Source organism: Endobacterium panacihumi, assembly GCF_050847465.1.
Taxonomy (GTDB): domain Bacteria; phylum Pseudomonadota; class Alphaproteobacteria; order Rhizobiales; family Rhizobiaceae; genus Neorhizobium; species Neorhizobium panacihumi.
In genome coordinates this window covers 120,425-137,803 of record NZ_JBOZRA010000005.1, presented here as the reverse complement: position 1 = coordinate 137,803, position 17,379 = coordinate 120,425, and the positions used below count along the sequence as shown (strand labels likewise).

The 17,379-nt window shown below is 60.1% G+C and carries 19 protein-coding genes; 6 read left to right on the top strand and 13 right to left on the bottom strand.

Features of this window, described 5'->3' with window-relative positions; genetic code table 11:
* Positions 1-53 precede the first annotated feature (53 nt).
* From ftsY to ffh, 12 genes are all read right to left on the bottom strand, one after another.
* Positions 54-1,811, bottom strand: a complete 1,758-nt coding sequence (ftsY, locus tag ACRQ1B_RS20670; protein ID WP_432295927.1) for a signal recognition particle-docking protein FtsY — start codon at positions 1,809-1,811, stop codon at positions 54-56.
* Positions 1,812-1,831: 20 nt separating this feature from the next.
* The gene (mtaB, locus tag ACRQ1B_RS20665) at positions 1,832-3,118 is read right to left on the bottom strand and encodes a tRNA (N(6)-L-threonylcarbamoyladenosine(37)-C(2))-methylthiotransferase MtaB (protein ID WP_432295926.1); all 1,287 of its coding nucleotides are present in this window, start codon (positions 3,116-3,118) and stop codon (positions 1,832-1,834) included.
* Positions 3,115-4,017, bottom strand: a complete 903-nt coding sequence (gene dapF, locus ACRQ1B_RS20660; protein WP_432295925.1) for a diaminopimelate epimerase — start codon at positions 4,015-4,017, stop codon at positions 3,115-3,117. Before dapF ends, mtaB begins: the two co-directional genes overlap by 4 nt.
* A 922-nt stretch (positions 4,018-4,939) precedes the next feature.
* On the bottom strand, positions 4,940-6,346 hold the full coding sequence (gene leuC, locus ACRQ1B_RS20655) for a 3-isopropylmalate dehydratase large subunit (protein ID WP_432295924.1): 1,407 nt from the start codon (positions 6,344-6,346) through the stop codon (positions 4,940-4,942).
* A 288-nt stretch (positions 6,347-6,634) separates the two neighbouring features.
* Positions 6,635-7,393 carry a BA14K family protein gene (locus ACRQ1B_RS20650; RefSeq protein WP_432295923.1) on the bottom strand — a complete coding sequence of 253 codons (759 nt, stop codon included), beginning with the start codon at positions 7,391-7,393 and terminating at the stop codon, positions 6,635-6,637.
* 160 nt (positions 7,394-7,553) lie between these two features.
* A complete protein-coding gene (rplS, locus tag ACRQ1B_RS20645) occupies positions 7,554-8,096 on the bottom strand; it encodes a 50S ribosomal protein L19 (protein WP_432295922.1) in 543 nt (180 codons plus the stop codon).
* 248 nt (positions 8,097-8,344) lie between these two features.
* The gene (trmD, locus tag ACRQ1B_RS20640; protein WP_432295921.1) at positions 8,345-9,019 is read right to left on the bottom strand and encodes a tRNA (guanosine(37)-N1)-methyltransferase TrmD; all 675 of its coding nucleotides are present in this window, start codon (positions 9,017-9,019) and stop codon (positions 8,345-8,347) included.
* A 15-nt stretch (positions 9,020-9,034) separates the two neighbouring features.
* Complete coding sequence (gene rimM / locus ACRQ1B_RS20635) at positions 9,035-9,571, bottom strand: ribosome maturation factor RimM (protein WP_432296140.1); 537 nt, start codon at positions 9,569-9,571, stop codon at positions 9,035-9,037.
* A gap of 13 nt (positions 9,572-9,584) precedes the next feature.
* Positions 9,585-10,193, bottom strand: coding sequence for an NYN domain-containing protein (locus ACRQ1B_RS20630; RefSeq protein ID WP_432295919.1), 609 nt, complete (start codon positions 10,191-10,193; stop codon positions 9,585-9,587).
* 135 nt (positions 10,194-10,328) lie between these two features.
* Positions 10,329-10,709, bottom strand: coding sequence for a 30S ribosomal protein S16 (rpsP, locus tag ACRQ1B_RS20625; protein ID WP_112728913.1), 381 nt, complete (start codon positions 10,707-10,709; stop codon positions 10,329-10,331).
* Positions 10,710-10,764: 55 nt separating this feature from the next.
* A complete protein-coding gene (locus ACRQ1B_RS20620) occupies positions 10,765-11,082 on the bottom strand; it encodes a chorismate mutase (RefSeq protein ID WP_153355566.1) in 318 nt (105 codons plus the stop codon).
* A 14-nt stretch (positions 11,083-11,096) separates the two neighbouring features.
* Positions 11,097-12,656, bottom strand: a complete 1,560-nt coding sequence (gene ffh, locus ACRQ1B_RS20615; RefSeq protein ID WP_432295917.1) for a signal recognition particle protein — start codon at positions 12,654-12,656, stop codon at positions 11,097-11,099.
* A 310-nt stretch (positions 12,657-12,966) separates the two neighbouring features.
* On the opposite strand from ffh, the gene ACRQ1B_RS20610 reads away from it, so the two are divergent.
* Genes ACRQ1B_RS20610 through ACRQ1B_RS20595 form a run of 4 tightly spaced genes read left to right on the top strand, consistent with a single transcriptional unit; the run spans position 12,967 to position 15,423 of the window.
* The gene (locus tag ACRQ1B_RS20610) at positions 12,967-13,212 is read left to right on the top strand and encodes a type II toxin-antitoxin system VapB family antitoxin (protein ID WP_432295916.1); all 246 of its coding nucleotides are present in this window, start codon (positions 12,967-12,969) and stop codon (positions 13,210-13,212) included.
* Positions 13,212-13,649, top strand: coding sequence for a type II toxin-antitoxin system VapC family toxin (locus ACRQ1B_RS20605; protein ID WP_432295915.1), 438 nt, complete (start codon positions 13,212-13,214; stop codon positions 13,647-13,649). The genes ACRQ1B_RS20610 and ACRQ1B_RS20605 overlap by 1 nt, the downstream gene beginning before the upstream one ends.
* 37 nt (positions 13,650-13,686) lie before the next feature.
* Positions 13,687-14,784 (top strand): MBL fold metallo-hydrolase, encoded by a 1,098-nt coding sequence (locus ACRQ1B_RS20600; protein ID WP_432295913.1) that lies wholly within the window; start codon positions 13,687-13,689, stop codon positions 14,782-14,784.
* A 51-nt stretch (positions 14,785-14,835) separates the two neighbouring features.
* Entirely contained in the window at positions 14,836-15,423 is a 588-nt protein-coding gene (locus ACRQ1B_RS20595; RefSeq protein ID WP_432295912.1) for a biliverdin-producing heme oxygenase, read from the top strand.
* Between the two features lie 5 nt (positions 15,424-15,428).
* Here the strand turns inward: ACRQ1B_RS20595 and ACRQ1B_RS20590 are convergent, their stop codons facing one another.
* On the bottom strand, positions 15,429-15,977 hold the full coding sequence (locus ACRQ1B_RS20590; protein ID WP_432295911.1) for a L,D-transpeptidase family protein: 549 nt from the start codon (positions 15,975-15,977) through the stop codon (positions 15,429-15,431).
* Between the two features lie 133 nt (positions 15,978-16,110).
* On the opposite strand from ACRQ1B_RS20590, the gene ACRQ1B_RS20585 reads away from it, so the two are divergent.
* The gene (locus ACRQ1B_RS20585) at positions 16,111-16,794 is read left to right on the top strand and encodes a response regulator transcription factor (protein WP_153355576.1); all 684 of its coding nucleotides are present in this window, start codon (positions 16,111-16,113) and stop codon (positions 16,792-16,794) included.
* Between the two features lie 12 nt (positions 16,795-16,806).
* Entirely contained in the window at positions 16,807-17,262 is a 456-nt protein-coding gene (locus ACRQ1B_RS20580; protein ID WP_432295910.1) for a cyclic nucleotide-binding domain-containing protein, read from the top strand.
* The last annotated feature ends 117 nt before the right edge of the window (positions 17,263-17,379 follow it).

Genomic DNA, 17,379 nt, shown 5'->3' with positions numbered 1-17,379 from the left:
GCTAAAGCGTCAAACGGGTTGTGCTGGCGAAGCCAAACACGCTTTTCGTGGCATCAATGCGTCAGGCCGGCAATGGCATGGGCGAAATCCTTGGCCTCGAAAGGCTCCAGATCGTCCACGCCTTCACCGACACCGATGAAATAAACCGGCAGTTTGTGCTTGGCCGCGATGGCGACCAGAATGCCGCCACGCGCCGTGCCGTCGAGCTTGGTCATGATCAAGCCGCTGACGCCGGCGACATTGCGGAAGATTTCCACCTGATTCATGGCATTCTGGCCGGTCGTGGCATCGAGTGTCTGCAGCACAGTGTGTGGCGCATCAGGATCGAGCTTGTTCAAAACGCGCACGATCTTTTCCAGTTCCGCCATCAGTTCCGTGCGGTTCTGCAGACGGCCGGCGGTATCGATGATCAGCACGTCGGATTTGTTGGCGCGCGCCTGTTCGAAAGCGTCATAGGCAAGACCGGCGGCATCGGCGCCGAGCTTGGTGCCGATGAATTGCGAACCGGTGCGATCCGCCCAGATCTTCAACTGCTCGATGGCGGCCGCGCGAAACGTGTCGCCGGCGGCGAGCATGACCTTCAGGCCGGAACCGGAGAGTTTGGCGGCGAGCTTGCCGATGGTCGTCGTCTTGCCGGTGCCGTTGACACCGACGACGAGGATGACATGCGGCTTGTGATCGAGATCGAGCTGCAGCGGTTTTGCGACCGGCGTGAGGACCTTGGTGATTTCGGCAGACATGATGCGCGACACGTCTTCACCCGTCACATCCTTGCCGTACCGTTCCGAAGACAGCGTGTCGGTGATGCGCATGGCGGTTTCGACGCCCAGATCGGCCTGGATCAGCAGGTCTTCCAGCTCTTCCAGCGTCTGTTCATCCAGCTTGCGCTTGGTGAAAAGAGCGGTGATCTGGCCGGTGAGCTGCGACGAGGTGCGGGCAAGACCGGCACGCAGGCGCTGGAACCATGTGAGCGTCGGCGGGGCGACGACGGCAACGGGTTCGGCTTCCGGTTTGGCGGTGGAGAAGCCTTTGGGGAGGACGGGCGTTGCGGGTGCGGCGTCTTCGCCCAGCCCTTCACGTTCGCTGCGGGCGTTGGTTGCTGCCGGTTGTTCACCGCTGGCCTCGGCGGGTGTGGACCCACCCCCCTCTGCCCTGCCGGGCATCTCCCCCTCAAGGGGGGAGATCAGCAAGGGGGACGCTTCCTGCTCTACAGCAGACGTCGCGGGCGGGGAAACGACGTCGAGATCCTTGGCGTTGATTACAGCCTCATCAGCAGCATGCTTCACACCTTCGACAGGCCCGTTATCACTGCCAACTTCGGCAACGCCTTCAGCGCCTGTTACGCCCGGGTCAGATGGGGTCGAGACAGCTGCATCCGTGATCTCCCCCCCTGTGGGGGAGATGCCCGGCAGGGCAGAGGGGGGGAGATCCGCATCCGCAACGGGCGCGGTTTCCGCCGCAGCCTCGGCTTCCAGCAGCGACAAGGGCACGACGCCCAGATCAGAGGTTTCCTCGACGCCGGGAAGGATAGCCGCAGGCTCGTCCTCGGCGGCCGATGCTTCAACGACAGCTTCCTCAATCGTCTCGACCGCATCGCCGGACGGGCCGCCCGCCGTGTCCATCTCCACCTGAGCCACCGGGTCGGCGGCAACAGGCAGATCCTCATCGCGCGATTTCGGCTCCAACTCCGCCTGAACGGCGGCATCCACCGTCACGTCCGGCGCATCCTGCGGGACCTGCGGGACCTGCGAGGTCTGTTTTTCCACCGGCTTGTCGCCAAAAGTGAAAACGCGTCTGATGAAGCTTACCATTTCAAAAAATTCCGTTCCGGTCAGGCCGCCTGCTCATGGCAGGCATCGGCCACGACGGCCATGTCGAGATGTTTGCCGTTATGCCCCGTTATCATAACGCGCTTGAAGTCGCGGGGAATAAGTGTCGGGGCTGCAACCAGCGAAAAGTTTTCCGTATGCGCCATGCCGTTGTTTTCAACGATGATCACCTGTTCGGTACCGACCATGCGATCGAGATGGGCGCGGTGCAGCGCCTCGCCACGCGCACGCAGCCTTGCGGCACGTTCCTTGACCAGCGCGCGATCGACCTGCGGCATGCGGGCGGCCGGCGTGCCGGGGCGCGGGCTGTAGGGGAAGACATGCAGGAAGGAGATGCCGGCCTCTTCCGCCAACGTTGCGGCACCTTCGAACATCTCTTCCGTCTCGGTCGGGAAACCGGCGATCATATCCGCACCGAAAGCGATTTCGGGGCGCAGCCGGCGGGCCTGCTCGGTGAAGGCCAAAGCTTCGGCGCGGCTGTGGCGGCGTTTCATGCGCTTCAGGATCATATCATCCCCATGCTGCAAGGACAGATGCAGATGCGGCATGAAACGCGGTTCGTCGGCAATCAGATCCCAAAGATGATTGTCGGCCTCGATACTGTCGATCGATGACAGGCGCAGGCGACGAATTTCGGGAACCTGTTTCAGCAGGGTCTTGGCAAGATAACCGAGCGTCGGATTACCGGGCAGATCGGCACCGTAGCTGGTGGCATCGACACCGGTGAGCACGATTTCACGATAACCGCTTTTCGTGAGTTTTCGCGCCTGCTCCACCACCGCACCCATGGGCACCGAGCGGGAATTACCGCGCCCATACGGGATGATGCAGAAGGTGCAGCGATGATCGCAACCGTTCTGCACCTGGATGAAGGCGCGCACATGGCCGTCGATATGTCTGATCATCTGCGGCGCTGTCGCCTTGACGCTCATGATATCGTTGACGCGCAGCTTTTCTGTCGCCGACACGCCGAAATCCGGCAGGGCGCGATAGGATTTCGACGACAGCTTTTCCTCGTTGCCGAGCACCATGTCGACTTCGGCCATATCGGCAAAGGTCTGCTTTTCCGTCTGCGCGGCACAGCCGGTGACGATGATGCGGGCATGCGGATTTTCGCGACGCACACGCCGGATGGTCTGGCGCGCCTGGCGCACGGCCTCGCCTGTCACGGCGCAGGTATTGACCAGAACGGCATTGTTGAGGCCTGCTTTTTCGGCCTCGGCGCGCATCACTTCCGATTCATAGGTGTTCAGCCGACAGCCGAAGGTGATGACCTCGACGCCGCTCAATTCGCCCTCGCCTGAGGTTCTTCATCACGCACAAAACTACCGGTGACGGGATCGACCTTGCCGGACCATTCCCATTCGGCGGGGCCGGTCATGACGACGTGGTCATCCTCGCGCCATTCGATCACAAGCGGCTGGCCTGTCGGTGCGGTGGCAACATCGATCGTTACGGTGCGACCCGTGCGACCGGTGCGAGCAGCGGAGACACCGGCGGCGCAGGCAGCAGAACCACAGGCGAGCGTCAGCCCGGCACCGCGTTCCCATGTGCGGGTGCGCAAGGCATCGCCCGACGTGACCTGTGCCAGCGTGATATTGGCCTTTTCCGGAAACATCGGATGGTTTTCCAGCATCGGACCGAAACGTTCGAGATCGAAGGTCATCGGATCCTGATCGACCCAGAAGATCGCATGCGGATTGCCGATCGACATGGCAGACGGCGAGTGCAGGACGGGCGCATCGATCGGGCCGATCTGCAATTCGATACGGCTGGTGTCGAAAAACTCTTCCGCCAACGGGATCTTGTCCCAGGCGAAAACAGGCTTGCCCATATCAACGGAGATCGTGCCGTCCGCGTGTTCCTCGGCATTCAGGATGCCGGCGACCGTTTGGAAGGTGAATGTCTTGCGGCCGGTCTCGGCCGCCAATGCCTGCACGACGCAGCGCGTGCCGTTGCCGCAGGCCTGCGCCTTGGTGCCATCGCAGTTCAAGATATCGATCCAGGCATCTGTGCCGTCGGCGCGCGGATCATGGATGGCCATGATCTGATCGAACTGGGTGGCCGGATCGGCATTGAGCGCGATCGCCGCATCGGGCGTCACCATGTCGGAACGGCCACGCATGTCGACAACGAGGATCTTGTTGCCAAGCCCGTTCATACGCGCGAATTCGACCTGTCCTGTCATGATGCTGATCCTGTTCGGGCGTCCTGCGCCTGTTCTGTGGCGTATATGGCCGAAAGTGCCGTGAATTACCAGTGGCGGCGGCATGGTGGCGACCACGTCACGTTTTCAATGTTTATTGATGTCACGCCGCCTTGCCGCCAAACGGACAGAGTCGTCCCTTGGCGATCTTCGATTTTTCAATTTTTGCCCGCTGTCGTTTGCGGGTTATGCGGCCGGGGCACGTCCTGTGCCTCCTAATTTAATTTTATAATGGCGCACGACGTGCCCCGTTCGGTGGTTTTTCCGCGCAACTCCGGTCCTTCTGCGGCGACTCGCTGTTATTGGTTATTAGATCGAGCCGGTTTGTGTGCGACACACGCACGCCCCGCCATCTTTCAGGCGAGAGGAAGACCATTTTCTGCGCAGCCCCGCATGGATCACCTGCATCAGGGCGTCCCATGCGATCACCGGCTCTATCTCGCCGGCAATGCAGACCGGTGTAGCCGAAACAGAACGCGATGAGTGTCGCACGGTCCCGAAATGCGGGGATGAAATTAGATACAAGATCTTGATTTTGTTGGACCGAAGAGTGTCGGCTTGAGGAGAAAATATTCTGTTTGCGACATTGAATGCCGTTTTTGTTGTGTAGTGGGGGAGGTGGCCTCCTCTCTCCTCTGCGTCATTCCGGCCTTGTGCCGGAATCTAGCCACCGCGCGTCCGCGCGGTGAAAGAGCTCTTCCTTCGCGGTGACCGCATCTCAGTCTATCGCGCCGCGGACGCGGCGATGCTGGTTTCCGGCGCAAAGCCGGAATGACGGAGGAAGGGACCGGAATAACAAAGTAGGCCGGGATGGCGCCAGAGAGGCGCCGGAGCACGAAAGAGAGGAAGCGGAAGACCCTCAGCAGTCAGTAAGGGGCACGAAAACGCGCCCCTCCCCTGACACTCACGTCCAGTCGCGGATATCGACAAAGTGCCCGGCAATCGCCGCCGCCGCCGCCATGGCAGGCGATACGAGATGCGTGCGGCCCTTGTAACCCTGACGGCCCTCGAAATTGCGGTTCGAGGTGGAGGCGCAGCGCTCATACGGGTTGAGGCGGTCGTCGTTCATGGCAAGGCACATGGAACAGCCCGGCTCACGCCATTCGAACCCGGCAGCCTTGAAGATGACGTCGAGGCCTTCGGCTTCCGCCTGTTCCTTGACGAGACCGGAGCCTGGCACGATCATGGCGTTGACGGTGGAGGCCACGGTCTTACCTTCGACCATTGCTGCGGCCGCGCGCAAATCCTCGATACGGCCGTTGGTGCAGGAACCGATAAAGACGCGATCGACGGTGATGTCGGTCATCTTCTGGCCGGGCTTCAGGCCCATATATTCCAGCGCACGCCATTTCGAGCTGCGCTTGTTTTCTTCCTGAATGTCATCCGGGTTCGGCACCACGCCTTCAACCGAGATGACGTCTTCCGGCGAGGACCCCCAGGAAACGATCGGGGGCAGGTTGGCGCCGTCGAGCACGATCACCTTGTCGTAATGCGCGCCCTCGTCACTGTGCAGCGTCTTCCAGTAATCGATCGCCATATCGAGTGCAGCACCCTTCGGCGCACGCGGTTTGCCCTTGATGTATTCGAACGTGGTTTCGTCCGGCGCGATCAGACCGGCGCGGGCGCCGCCTTCGATCGTCATGTTGCAGACCGTCATGCGGCCTTCCATGGAAAGCGAACGGATCGCTTCGCCGGCAAACTCGACCACGTGGCCGGTGCCACCTGCCGTACCGATCTCGCCGATGATGGCAAGGATCACGTCCTTGGCGGTCACGCCTTCCGGCAGCTTGCCATCGACACGCACCAGCATGTTCTTGGCCTTTTTCTGCACCAGCGTCTGCGTGGCGAGAACATGCTCGACCTCGGACGTGCCGATACCGTGCGCCAAGGCACCGAAGGCGCCATGCGTGGACGTGTGGCTGTCACCGCAAACGATGGTCATGCCCGGCAGGGTAAAGCCCTGTTCGGGGCCGACAATGTGCACGATGCCCTGACGCACATCCTTTTCCGAATAATATTCGACGCCGAAATCGGCGGCGTTCTGGGCCAGCGCCTCCACCTGGATGCGGCTTTCCTCGTTCTTGATGCCGAGGTGACGGTCGGCGGTGGTCGGCACGTTGTGGTCGACGACGGCGAGCGTACGTTCCGGTGCGCGCACCTTGCGGCCGGCCATGCGCAGACCTTCAAAAGCTTGCGGCGACGTCACTTCGTGAACGAGATGACGGTCGATATAGAGAAGACAGGTTCCGTTTTCTTCCGATACGACGTGGTCGTCCCAGATCTTGTCATAGAGGGTACGCGGTGCGCTCATGGCTGACATCCATTTCAAAAAATTCATGTTTTGGAGACGGGAATGCGGGCGGTAAATACCGCCGTGCCGGGCATGTCGGCCCGGTCAGCTAAGTCGGCTGCAAAGCGCCCCGGATACGCGCGCGAAGAAACGTGCCGGCAGACGCTTATGGTCCTGCAGCACGATCATCTGTCTCGCGAGGCATCCGAATTTTGATCCCATGGCGGCTTATATAGCAGTTCGATGAAATGTCGGCAATCGGGTGTGTGATGGTGTGATGACCGATGCTTGCGCCGTTGCCGATCGGCGTCAGTAGCTTCGCTCACGCGGTACACACTGGCGGCGCGGGCCACCGTCGAAAGGCTGGTACGTATTGTCTTCGGCGCGGTAGGAACGGTATTGCGCAAAACACCAGCCGGTATCGACACCGCCGGAGGCGGCGACCATCTGCGGCTCTTCAGCCGTCATCGGTCGTCCTGTCATTGTGTCCTGCACGGTCTCCGGGGTCAAGGTGCCGTCATCCATGCCGGAAGCATCCGCGATCGGCATGCCGCCTTCATGTGGCGACTGGCACTCCCGGCGCTCCGGTGCATCGAATGGCTGATAGCTGTTGTCCTCGATCCGGTAGGACCGGTATTGGGCAAAACACCAGTCGATATGGGCGGCGCTCAGTTCGACCATGTTGCCGTCGGTCCCGTTGTCCATCGGCGTGGCTTCTGCCTGCTGCAACATCGGATCATCGTTTTGCAAGGACGCCAGTTCACCGCGATCGGCCGACCGTTGCGGCGGTACGGCATTGGCGACGCTGTTGATCTCGCCGCCGAGCGGGATTTCCTGTGCCGGCACATCTGCAGCAGCGACAAGCGCCGGCAGCCGTTCGAGCGCCTGCGCGTTGCGGTCTACGACAACCGGTTTATCGGTCCAGAGCGGCGCATCCATATGCGCGAAATGATGCGGCGTATAATCGGTGATCACAAACGAGGCCGCGTAAACCACACCGATCACGCCAGCGACACCCATGGTGAGGCAGGTTGCGAGTTTCAGGGAGGCGGTGACGATCGGCTTCACGGGAAAAGGCTCCGGCTTTCAATCCAGAGCGGAAAATGCGGGAAACGCCCGGGGGTTCCCTCTGTTTGCGGCCTGACACGCAATATTTTGACGTCTATCATGGCGGCAACAAAAAAGGCGGCCCGAGGACCGCCTTTTCATCATGCCTTGTGGGCAAATCTTATTCGGCAGAAGCTTCTGCTGCCTTTGCTGCGGCTGCTTCTTCAGCGGCCTTGGCTTCAGCGGCTTCCTGAGCTGCCTTTTCGGCGGCCAGTGCCTGTGCTGCTGCTACCTTTTCGGCTTCCAGACGTGCCTTTTCCTCGGCAGCTGCAGCGCGTTCGGCTTCGTTCAGCTTGCGGGCGCGGGTACCGGTGTTTTCAACGATACGAGCCGACTTGCCGCGGCGATCGCGCAGGTAGTACAGCTTGGCGCGACGGACCTTACCGCGGCGAACGATTTCGACGCCTTCGACCAGCGGCGAGTAAACCGGGAATACGCGCTCGACGCCTTCACCGTAGGAAATCTTACGAACCGTGAAGCTCTCGTTGATGCCGCCGCCCGAACGGGCAATGCAGACGCCTTCGTAAGCCTGTACACGGGTACGGGTGCCTTCCTTGACGCGTACGTTGACGCGAACAGTGTCGCCCGGAGCGAATTCCGGAAGCGTGCGCTGTGCTTCGATCTTGGCGGCCTGTTCGGCCTCAAGCTGCTGGATGATGTTCATCGATCTAACTCTCTCTTTTTTCTGAAACAGCCAGAGCGCTCGATGATCATCCCTTGGTCATGACCTTGTGGGTCAATGCCTCCGGATCAGCCTGTTCGGCAGAGCGGGTTCGCCATTCTTTGCTTAAGGGTTACGGGCGTTCGCCCATTTCCGAGCGCGCAATTACACGAAAGATGGGCGGTTGTCATCCCGTTGGTTGCGTTTTTATGACGAAACAGCGCGGTTTTCGCCCTCTGTCGCCATATCCTTCAGTCCAGAAGGTCCGGACGTCGTTCTTTTGTCAGCTTCAGCGCCTGCTGCTGGCGCCATTTTTCGATGGCCGCATGGTTGCCGGAGGTCAGGACCGCCGGGATTTCCTGACCCTCGAACACCTGCGGTCGCGTGTAATGCGGGTGCTCCAGCATGCCGGTCTCGAAACTTTCATGCGTGCCGGACAGAACATTGCCCATGACGCCGGGCAGAATGCGCACCACGGCGTCGAGCAGGATCAGCGCCGCCGGCTCGCCACCGGACAGGATATAGTCGCCGATCGACACTTCCTCGAGTTCGCGACCATCGATCACCCGCTGGTCGACACCCTCGAAACGGCCGCAGACGACAACGACACCATCGCCGGCCGCCAGTTCGCGCACACGCGCCTGCGTCAGCGGTTTTCCACGCGGACTCATCAGCAGCCGGGGACGGTTGTCAGTCGCAACCGAATCGATCGCCTTCGCCAGAATATCCGGTTTCAGCACCATCCCGGCGCCGCCGCCGGCTGGCGTGTCATCGACGGTGCGATGTTTATCCTCGGCAAAATCGCGGATCTGCACTGCTTCAACCGACCATTCGCCGCGCGCGGCGGCCTTGCCGGCCAGCGAGGTGGCAAGATGGCCCGGAAACATTTCGGGATAGAGCGTCAGGATGGTGGCGCGAAAGGTCATGGATCGATACCCGGATCAGTTGCTGCCGGGAAAGCCGTCCTGGCCCTTGCCCTCGTTCGGATCCTCGATCAGGCCCGCCGCCATCGGGTCTATGAGAAGGCGCCCGTTTTCGAGATCGATCTCCAGCACGGCGGCTTCGGAGAAGGGGATCAGGGCGGGACGACGGCCCGGGCCCTTCAGCTCCAGAAGGTCGCCGGCGCCAAAATCGTGCACGGCGGTTACCTTGCCATAACTCTTGCCCTCGGCATCGACAGCTTCGAGGCCTTCGAGGTCAGCATAATAAAATTCGTCTTCTTCCAGCTCGTCGTCCGGCAGGTTGTCGCGGTCGATGAACAGTTCCAGACCGTTAAGGGCTTCGGCGGTATTGCGGTCGTTGACGCCACGGAACCGCACGATCACGACGGTCTTGGCTTCACGCAGATCAAGAATCTCGAACACGCGACCATCGGAACTGTGCAGGTTGCCGTAATCGCCGATCGCCATCGGGTCCTCGGTGAAGGTGCGCACGCGCACTTCGCCGCGCAGGCCCTGTGCCGCGCCGATCGTGGCCATCAGGATTGGGTTTTCAAGTTTTTTTGTCAAACTTCTCGGCATCCTCTGGCCATTCTATGGATCGGCAAAAATCGGCGTGCCACAAAAGTTCTCGCGATAGGCTTTGGCCGGGAAACCTAACGATAGCGACCTGCAGGCCAGCAATGCGTCCATGTTTCATGGCCGGAACACAATCGGTGTCGCCTGTGACCAATACGATCCTCTCAATGCGTCCGGATGATGCAAGCGTGGCTATATCCAGCCCAATCCGCATATCGACACCCTTTTGCTCGAAGTAGGGCTTGAAGTCGGCATCCGTCAACGTATCCGAGCTGACCGGTATCTTCTTTGGCTTGAATCCCCTGAATTTCAAAGTGCCCTTACGGACCGCGAACAGGTCTTTCATGGCGAGGATATCGAGCCAACCTCTCATTTCGAACTTCTTCAGTTCTCCTGAGACGGGGAGCTTTACCTCTCCATTGAAGGGATCGCAATCGTAATAGAAAATCCGCTGAAGCGTCTCGTCGGGCAGCACGACCCGACGGGCGACTTTTTCTATGAAATCGGGATTGTAGACATAGGTCGAACTGGCGGCAGTACGCAGATAGCCACCATCAATGAGAATAGCGATCTTCGTTGTCATTCAGCCCCGCCAAATGAAAGATCCCCCATGCCTGGGCATGAGGGATCAAATATAGGCCCGCCTACGGGCGTACGGATAGAGCCTGATTATGCCTCATATGCGAGGTGTAATCAACTCCGGCCGTCTGCGCAGAAATTATTCAGCAGAAGCGGCGGCTTCGGCAGCAGCTGCCTTGGCATCTTCGATCTTCTGAGCCTTTTCAGCAGCGCGTTCGGTTGCCTTCTTGCCCGGCTTTGCCTTTTCCGGGTTGTTCTTGGCTTCGCGGGTCGCGATGTTGGCGTCGGCCAGGAAGCGCAGAACGCGGTCGGTCGGCTGTGCACCGTTGGCGATCCAGTGCTGGATGCGCTCGGCGTTCAGTTCGATACGGGCCGGGTTGTCCTTGGCCAGCATCGGGTTCCAGGAACCGAGCTTCTCCAGGAAGCGGCCGTCGCGCGGCGAACGGGCGTCAGCCAGAACGACGGTGTAGTAAGGACGCTTCTTGGAACCACCACGGGCCAGACGAATCTTCAGGGACATTGTTATTCTCCTAAGTTTGGGCCGCCATCCGGCGGGCCGTGTCTTGAAAACTTGGTTATGCAGTCTCTTTGGTGCCGCCATGTTCGGCGGCAATCGCTTCATGGTGCCTGATGACTTCCTTGATGACGAAGTTCAGGAACTTTTCCGCGAAATCCGGGTCCAGATTGGCATCCTTCGCCAGCTGGCGAAGGCGTTCGATCTGGAATTCTTCACGCGCCGGGTCGGCCGGCGGCAAATCGTATTGAGCCTTGAGGTGGCCCACTTCCTTGGTGCAGCGAAAACGTTCGGCCAGCATATGCACCAGCGCCGCGTCGATATTGTCGATCGACTGGCGGTAGCTCAGAAGCTTTGCCTTCACTTGCGGGTCAACCATCTACGCGCTCCCTCTTACTTCTTCTTGCCCGGCAGACCCGGCAGGCCCGGAAAACCACCAAGCCCCGGCAGGCCACCGCCGCCCAGACCCGGCATTCCGCCACCCGGCAAACCCGGCATGCCGCCCGGCTTCAAGCCGGCGGCTTCGGCCTGCTTCTGCAGGGCTTCGAGCTGCTTCGGGTCGAGCTTGGAAAGGTCAGGCATACCGCCCATACCACCCATACCCATCTTGGAGGCAAGGCCGCCCATCATCTGCTTCATCATGCCGCCCTTGCCCTTGCCGCCCATCATTTTCATCATGTCGGCCATCTGGCGGTGCATTTTCAGAAGCTTGTTGATGTCGGACGCATCGGTGCCAGAACCGGCGGCAATACGCTTCTTGCGGGAATGCTTCAGCATGTCCGGGTTGGCGCGCTCGGCCTTGGTCATCGAGCCGATGATGGCGATCATCCGGTCGAACGTCTTGTCGTTCATGCCGGTTGCGGCGAGCTTGTCCTTCATGCCGGCCATGCCCGGCATCATGCCCATGATGCCGCCCATGCCGCCGAGCGATTTCATCTGGCGGAGCTGGTCGGCGAGGTCGTTCAGGTCGAACTTGCCCTTGGCCATCTTGGCGGCCATGGCGGCCGCCTTTTCGGCGTCGATGTTTTCGGCAGCCTTTTCGACCAGTGAAACGATATCGCCCATGCCCAAGATACGGTCGGCGATACGGCGGGGATGGAATTCCTCCATCTCCGTCATCTTTTCGCCGATACCGATCAGCTTGATCGGCTTGCCGGTAACGGCGCGCATCGACAGCGCTGCACCGCCACGGCCATCGCCGTCCATGCGGGTCAGGACGAGGCCGGTAATGCCGACGCGTTCGTCGAAGTTGCGGGCAAGATTGACGGCGTCCTGACCGGTCAGGCTGTCCGCAACCAGCAGGATTTCATGCGGATTGGACTTCCGCTTGATTTCCGCCATTTCCTGCATCAGCGGTTCATCGATATGGGTGCGGCCGGCGGTGTCGAGAATGACGACGTCATGGCCGCCGAGCTTTGCGGCCTGAACTGCGCGTGCGGCGATATCGGTCGGCGACTGGCCGGCGATGATCGGCAGCGTGTCGACGCCGGTCTGCACGCCGAGCTGGCGCAACTGCTCCTGGGCTGCGGGACGACGCGTATCGAGCGACGCCATCAGCACCTTTTTCTTGTCGCGGTCGGTCAGCCGCTTGGCGATCTTGCCGGTGGTCGTGGTTTTACCCGAACCCTGCAGGCCGACCATCATGATGACGACGGGGGCGGCGGCATGAAGGCTGATGCCCACGCCTTCCGAACCCAGCATCTCGACCAGTTCGTCATGGACGATCTTGACGACCATCTGGCCGGGCTTGATCGACTTCAGAACCTCGGCGCCGACGGCCTTTTCACGCACCTTGTCGGTGAAGGCGCGCACGACTTCGAGCGCAACGTCGGCTTCCAGAAGCGCACGGCGAACCTCGCGGAGTGCTGCGGAAACATCCGCCTCGCTCAACGCGCCACGGCCGGTCAGTCCATTCAGAATGGAGCCAAGACGGTCCTGCAGGTTCTCAAACATCGCAACTTCCTTCTTCGTTTCCGGGTGCCCGGAAACGTCGGGTCTTTTACCGCTGAAAACAAGACGCGAAGTTGCGCGCAAAGCCAAAAAGCACCCGAGGGCGCAACGCGCTGTCGGATGTTGACCTCCGGGCTCAATATGTCGGCCCCGGTCGGCGGCTCCAAGTCGTGACTTGTCAGCAGATTTTCGAGCTTAAACAGGAAATGGGGCGATGAGTCAAGGGAAGAGCCGAATTTGCGACGTTGCGCACTTGAATATTCAATGGCAATATCAGGAATATTCCATCACTCCTGCCGAGAGGGAGAGCGCCATGTCCCTTTATATTCGTGATCCAAAGGTCAATGCACTTGCGGACGAAGCCATGCGTCAACTCGGCACAAAGACGAAGACGGAAGCCGTGCGTTATGCGCTGGAAAGCGTGCTGAAGCAGGCAGACGAAAAACTCTCTGTCGAAGAGCGGGTACGGCGTATTCAAGACCGGGTGGCCGCAAGGATGGGGCCATTAGCGGTCGATTTCGATCAGAAAGCCTATATGGATGAAATGTGGGAGGACTGATGTTTCTCGACGCCTCGGCTGTTGTCGCCATCATGACCCGCGAGAAAGATGCGGACCGACTGCTTTCCAAGGTCGCTGCAGCCCGCACCACAATCCATTATTCGTCGGTTACGATGTTTGAAGCCGTCATTGCAGTTGCCCGCAAGAATGCCATCAGCGTTCATGGTAACCAGCGACCGACGCCACCGCAGATGATCGAAGACGCTCGAGAGGATGTGATCGCCTTTATGCGCAGCATCGGCGCCACCGAAATCGACTTTCCCATCGGCCTCCACGATATCGCACTCGATGCCGCAAAGACTTACGGCCGTTTTGTCGGTCATCCGGCACAACTCAATTTCGGCGATTGTTTTACCTATGCCGCCGCGAAAACGCTCAAATCGCCGCTTCTCTTCGTCGGCGAGGATTTTGCGCAGACGGATATCGAAACCGCCTGACCCTCTCCTTGAAAACCCCGGCCATCGGACTGATCTCATGAACCGTCGCAATTTTTTCAAATGGACCGGTCTTGCAGCCATCGCCGCGCTTGCCGGTGGTGTGACGGCAAGGAGCGCCATGGCTGGCAATAAATATTACAGCGGACCCGTCTCGGATCATTTCGACGGCACGCATTTCTTCAATCCGAATGGCGAAGAACCGGCCGGCATGATGGATCTGCTGCGCTGGAAACTCGGCAATGGCAACATTCCCTGGCCCGAAACATTTGCCAGCCCGTTTCCGCAGGCAATGCCGGAAACGCGTGTCAGTGGCGATCGCATCGTCGTCACCATGGTCGGACATGCTTCCATGCTCATCCAGGTCGCCGGCCTTAACATCCTGACCGATCCCGTCTGGTCGGAGCGCACCAGTCCGTTCAACTGGACCGGCCCGAAACGCGTCAATCCGCCCGGCATCCGCATCGGCGATCTGCCGCCGATCGATATTGTGCTCGTCACCCACAATCATTACGACCACCTCGATCTCGAAACGCTGTGGGTGCTGCAGGGCCGCGACAAACCGCATTTCATCACGCCCCTTGGCAATGACGCGATCATCCGCAGCAAGGTCCCGGACGCTAAAATCACGGTAATGGACTGGGGTGGTCAGGAAACCGTCGCGCCCGAAGTAACCTTCCATTGCGAACCTTGCCATCACTGGTCGGCACGTGGCCTGAACGACCGCCGTCAGGCGCTCTGGGCCGCCTTCGTGTTCGAAACCCCGGCCGGAAAGATCTATCATATCGGCGATACCGGTTTTCACAGCGGCATCAATTATCGTTCGGCGAAGGAAAAGCATGGCGGTTTTCGCCTCGCCAACCTGCCGTTTGGCGCTTACGAACCGCGCTGGTTCATGGCACCGCAGCACCAGAACCCGGAAGAGGCGGTGGAAGGCATGCAGTTATGCGGCGCATCCTTTGTTGCCGGCCATCACTGGGGCACGGTGAAACTTACCAATGAAGGCATCGAGCAACCGGTGGAAGCGCTTCATGCCGCCCTCGATGCGCGAAAAATTTCCCGTGAGCGTTTTCGTCCCATGCGACCCGGCGAGGTTTTTGACGTGCCGGCTTCCGCTTCCCCCGCCACACGCACTTGACGGTTCCGTGCCGATTTGCTTCATGCGAAACATGAGTATGAGGGACAAGAAATGCTGATCGAACTCGAACGTCCGGCGGACGAAACCCGTATCCAGCGGCTCAAAGCGCTGACGACGGGAACGCATGACACGCTGGACAAGCGCATCATGCGGGCGGAGCCGTTTGCCAGCCGCGAGCGATACGCTCTGTTTCTCGAGGTTCAGCTCCATTTCCACACCGATGTCGCGCCGCTTTATGCGTCGAATGAACTGAACACGAAACTTCCGGGCCTCGCAGATCGCTGCCGCCTGGAAGCCCTGCGTCAGGATATCGTCGATCTTGGCGGTGTGGCCGAAACGCTCTCCAGCACGACCGGTCCCTTGAGCCCCGCCGCCGCTCTCGGCTGGGTCTATGTCGCTGAAGGCTCCAATCTCGGCGCGGCCTTCCTGCGCAAGGAAGCGATGAAAATTGACCTGTCCGACGATTTCGGTGCGCGTCACCTTGCCGGCCATCCGGAAGGCCGTGGCCTGCACTGGCGCAATTTCGTTTCTGCCTATAACGACCTGCCGCTGTCGCAGGCTGAAGAACTGGACGCGGCCGAGGGTGCAAAAGCAGCGTTCCGGCGCGTACATGGGCTGGTGGAAAAAATCTTCGGGTAAGCCCCCTACCCCACTACCTTGACCACCGTGCCCTTGCGGATCATCCGCAACAACCGCTGCATATCGCGCAGCTTGACGGCCACGCAGCCGGCCGTCGGTTGATAGCCCGGCCGGATCAGGTGAAAGAAAATCGCCGATCCACAATGGCGTTTGCGCGACGAGATGTTCCAGTCGAGCACGAGGCAGACATCGTAAAGCCCGTCTTCCCGCTCCATATCCTCATGGCTTGGCTTGAACGGGGCCTTGACGAGGCGATTGTAGCTGGGGTGCTCGGGCTGATCGCACCACAACATGTCGGACCGGATACGCCGCATGGGCAATGCGGTGGGCATCGATCGGACGCGATCGCCGCGGAAAAAGCCGTAAAGAACGGACATGGTGGTGATCGGTGTTGCCCCGTCACCTTCCCGCTTGCGCGCCGTCCGGCCGGAGCGGCCGATGGCCGCCGGAATGGTCAGCGGGCCGATCTGAACAAGGGCCCGCGATTGCTTTCCGGGCGCCTTGCGTACGACAATCGTCGAACAAGCCCTTTTCTTTTGGCAATCTGCTCGCATTTTCCTCACAAGTTTTTGCTTTGCTCATGATTTTATTTGAATTCATAGCAAGCTAGCACTTACATCAAGTGCCCGAAACAGTCGGCCGCGCACCATCCGTGATGGCCCGCGACAACAAAGAGGCAAGTTCTACATGGCAGCACGCACCATCCTTCTGGTCGACGACGACAACGACCTGCGCGAAACGCTGGTCGAGCAGCTTTCCTTTTATGAAGAATTCAACATTCTGCAGGAAAGCAACGCCACCAAGGCGATGCAGGCTGCCAAGGCCGGCCAGATCGACCTGTTGATCATGGATGTCGGCCTGCCGGACATGGACGGACGCGAAGCCGTGAAGCTTTTGCGCAAGAGCGGCTTCAAGGCGCCGATCATCATGCTGACCGGCCACGACACCGACAGCGACACAATTCTCGGCCTGGAAGCCGGCGCCAACGACTATGTGACCAAGCCGTTCCGTTTCGCGGTTCTGCTGGCCCGTATTCGCGGCCAGCTGCGCCAGTACGAGCAGAGTGAGGACGCGACATTCACCGTCGGCCCCTACGTGTTCAAGCCCAGCCAGAAGCTCTTGACCACCGACGACGGCAAAAAGATCCGCCTCACTGAAAAGGAAGCGGCGATCATCCGGTATCTCTATCGCGCCGGCCAGAAGGTCGTGACCAGAGATGTGTTGCTGGAAGAGGTCTGGGGTTATAATTCCGGCGTCACCACCCACACGCTGGAAACCCATGTCTACCGCCTGCGCCAGAAGATCGAGCGCGACCCGTCCAACGCGGAAATCCTCGTGACGGAAAACGGCGGCTACAAGATCGTACCGTAAGGACTTTTGACAATGGCACTTGCCGACGACATTCGCCTGCTTTCGCAGGTGCCATTGTTTTCCGACATGGATGGCGACCAGTTGCGGCTGATCGCCTTCGGTGCCGAACGGCGGACGGTCGCTTACGGCCAGGCGCTGTTTCGCGAACATTCGCCGGCCGAATGCGCCTTCGTGGTGGCGAGCGGGCGGTTTCAGCTGTCGACGCTGGGGCGTGACGGCCATATGCAGGTGGAGAAGGAAGTGGGCGCAGGCGCGCTGCTTTCCGAACTGGCGCTGGTGACAATGGTCGAGCGCAAATATACAGCGGTGGCGCTGCAGGACAGCGATGTGCTGAAAGTGACCCGCACCCTGTTCCACCGCCTGCTGGAGGAATACCCGCGGGCAGCGCAATTGCTGCAGGCGCGCATCCGCGATAACCTTGTACGCATGGCGCAGGCGGCGTCGGCAATGGAAAGCCGGTTCCAGTAAGGACGGTTGGCTCAGCGAGTTTGGGGTGTGGATCCTCGGGTCAAGCCCGAGGATGACGAGCTTGGGGGGAAGTCGCTGCCCCAAAACAACCACTGAATTTGCTGAAATGTTGCGGGT

Coding starts and splice junctions, on each gene's coding strand:
- trmD (WP_432295921.1), bottom strand. CDS start 9,019: ATGACCTTTCGCGCCACCATCCTGACGCTCTATCCCGAAATGTTTCCG.
- dapF (WP_432295925.1), bottom strand. CDS start 4,017: ATGACAGGACAGGTCGAATTCGCGCGTATGAACGGGCTTGGCAACAAG.
- ACRQ1B_RS20580 (WP_432295910.1), top strand. CDS start 16,807: ATGGCACTTGCCGACGACATTCGCCTGCTTTCGCAGGTGCCATTGTTT.
- ACRQ1B_RS20595 (WP_432295912.1), top strand. CDS start 14,836: ATGCTGATCGAACTCGAACGTCCGGCGGACGAAACCCGTATCCAGCGG.
- ACRQ1B_RS20600 (WP_432295913.1), top strand. CDS start 13,687: ATGAACCGTCGCAATTTTTTCAAATGGACCGGTCTTGCAGCCATCGCC.
- rpsP (WP_112728913.1), bottom strand. CDS start 10,709: ATGTCCCTGAAGATTCGTCTGGCCCGTGGTGGTTCCAAGAAGCGTCCT.
- rplS (WP_432295922.1), bottom strand. CDS start 8,096: ATGAACATCATCCAGCAGCTTGAGGCCGAACAGGCCGCCAAGATCGAA.
- ACRQ1B_RS20610 (WP_432295916.1), top strand. CDS start 12,967: ATGTCCCTTTATATTCGTGATCCAAAGGTCAATGCACTTGCGGACGAA.
- ACRQ1B_RS20630 (WP_432295919.1), bottom strand. CDS start 10,193: ATGACAACGAAGATCGCTATTCTCATTGATGGTGGCTATCTGCGTACT.
- leuC (WP_432295924.1), bottom strand. CDS start 6,346: ATGAGCGCACCGCGTACCCTCTATGACAAGATCTGGGACGACCACGTC.
- ffh (WP_432295917.1), bottom strand. CDS start 12,656: ATGTTTGAGAACCTGCAGGACCGTCTTGGCTCCATTCTGAATGGACTG.
- ACRQ1B_RS20605 (WP_432295915.1), top strand. CDS start 13,212: ATGTTTCTCGACGCCTCGGCTGTTGTCGCCATCATGACCCGCGAGAAA.
- ACRQ1B_RS20620 (WP_153355566.1), bottom strand. CDS start 11,082: ATGGTTGACCCGCAAGTGAAGGCAAAGCTTCTGAGCTACCGCCAGTCG.
- ACRQ1B_RS20585 (WP_153355576.1), top strand. CDS start 16,111: ATGGCAGCACGCACCATCCTTCTGGTCGACGACGACAACGACCTGCGC.
- ACRQ1B_RS20590 (WP_432295911.1), bottom strand. CDS start 15,977: ATGCGAGCAGATTGCCAAAAGAAAAGGGCTTGTTCGACGATTGTCGTA.
- rimM (WP_432296140.1), bottom strand. CDS start 9,571: ATGGCCACGATCGGCGCGGCACAGGGCCTGCGCGGCGAAGTGCGCGTG.
- ftsY (WP_432295927.1), bottom strand. CDS start 1,811: ATGGTAAGCTTCATCAGACGCGTTTTCACTTTTGGCGACAAGCCGGTG.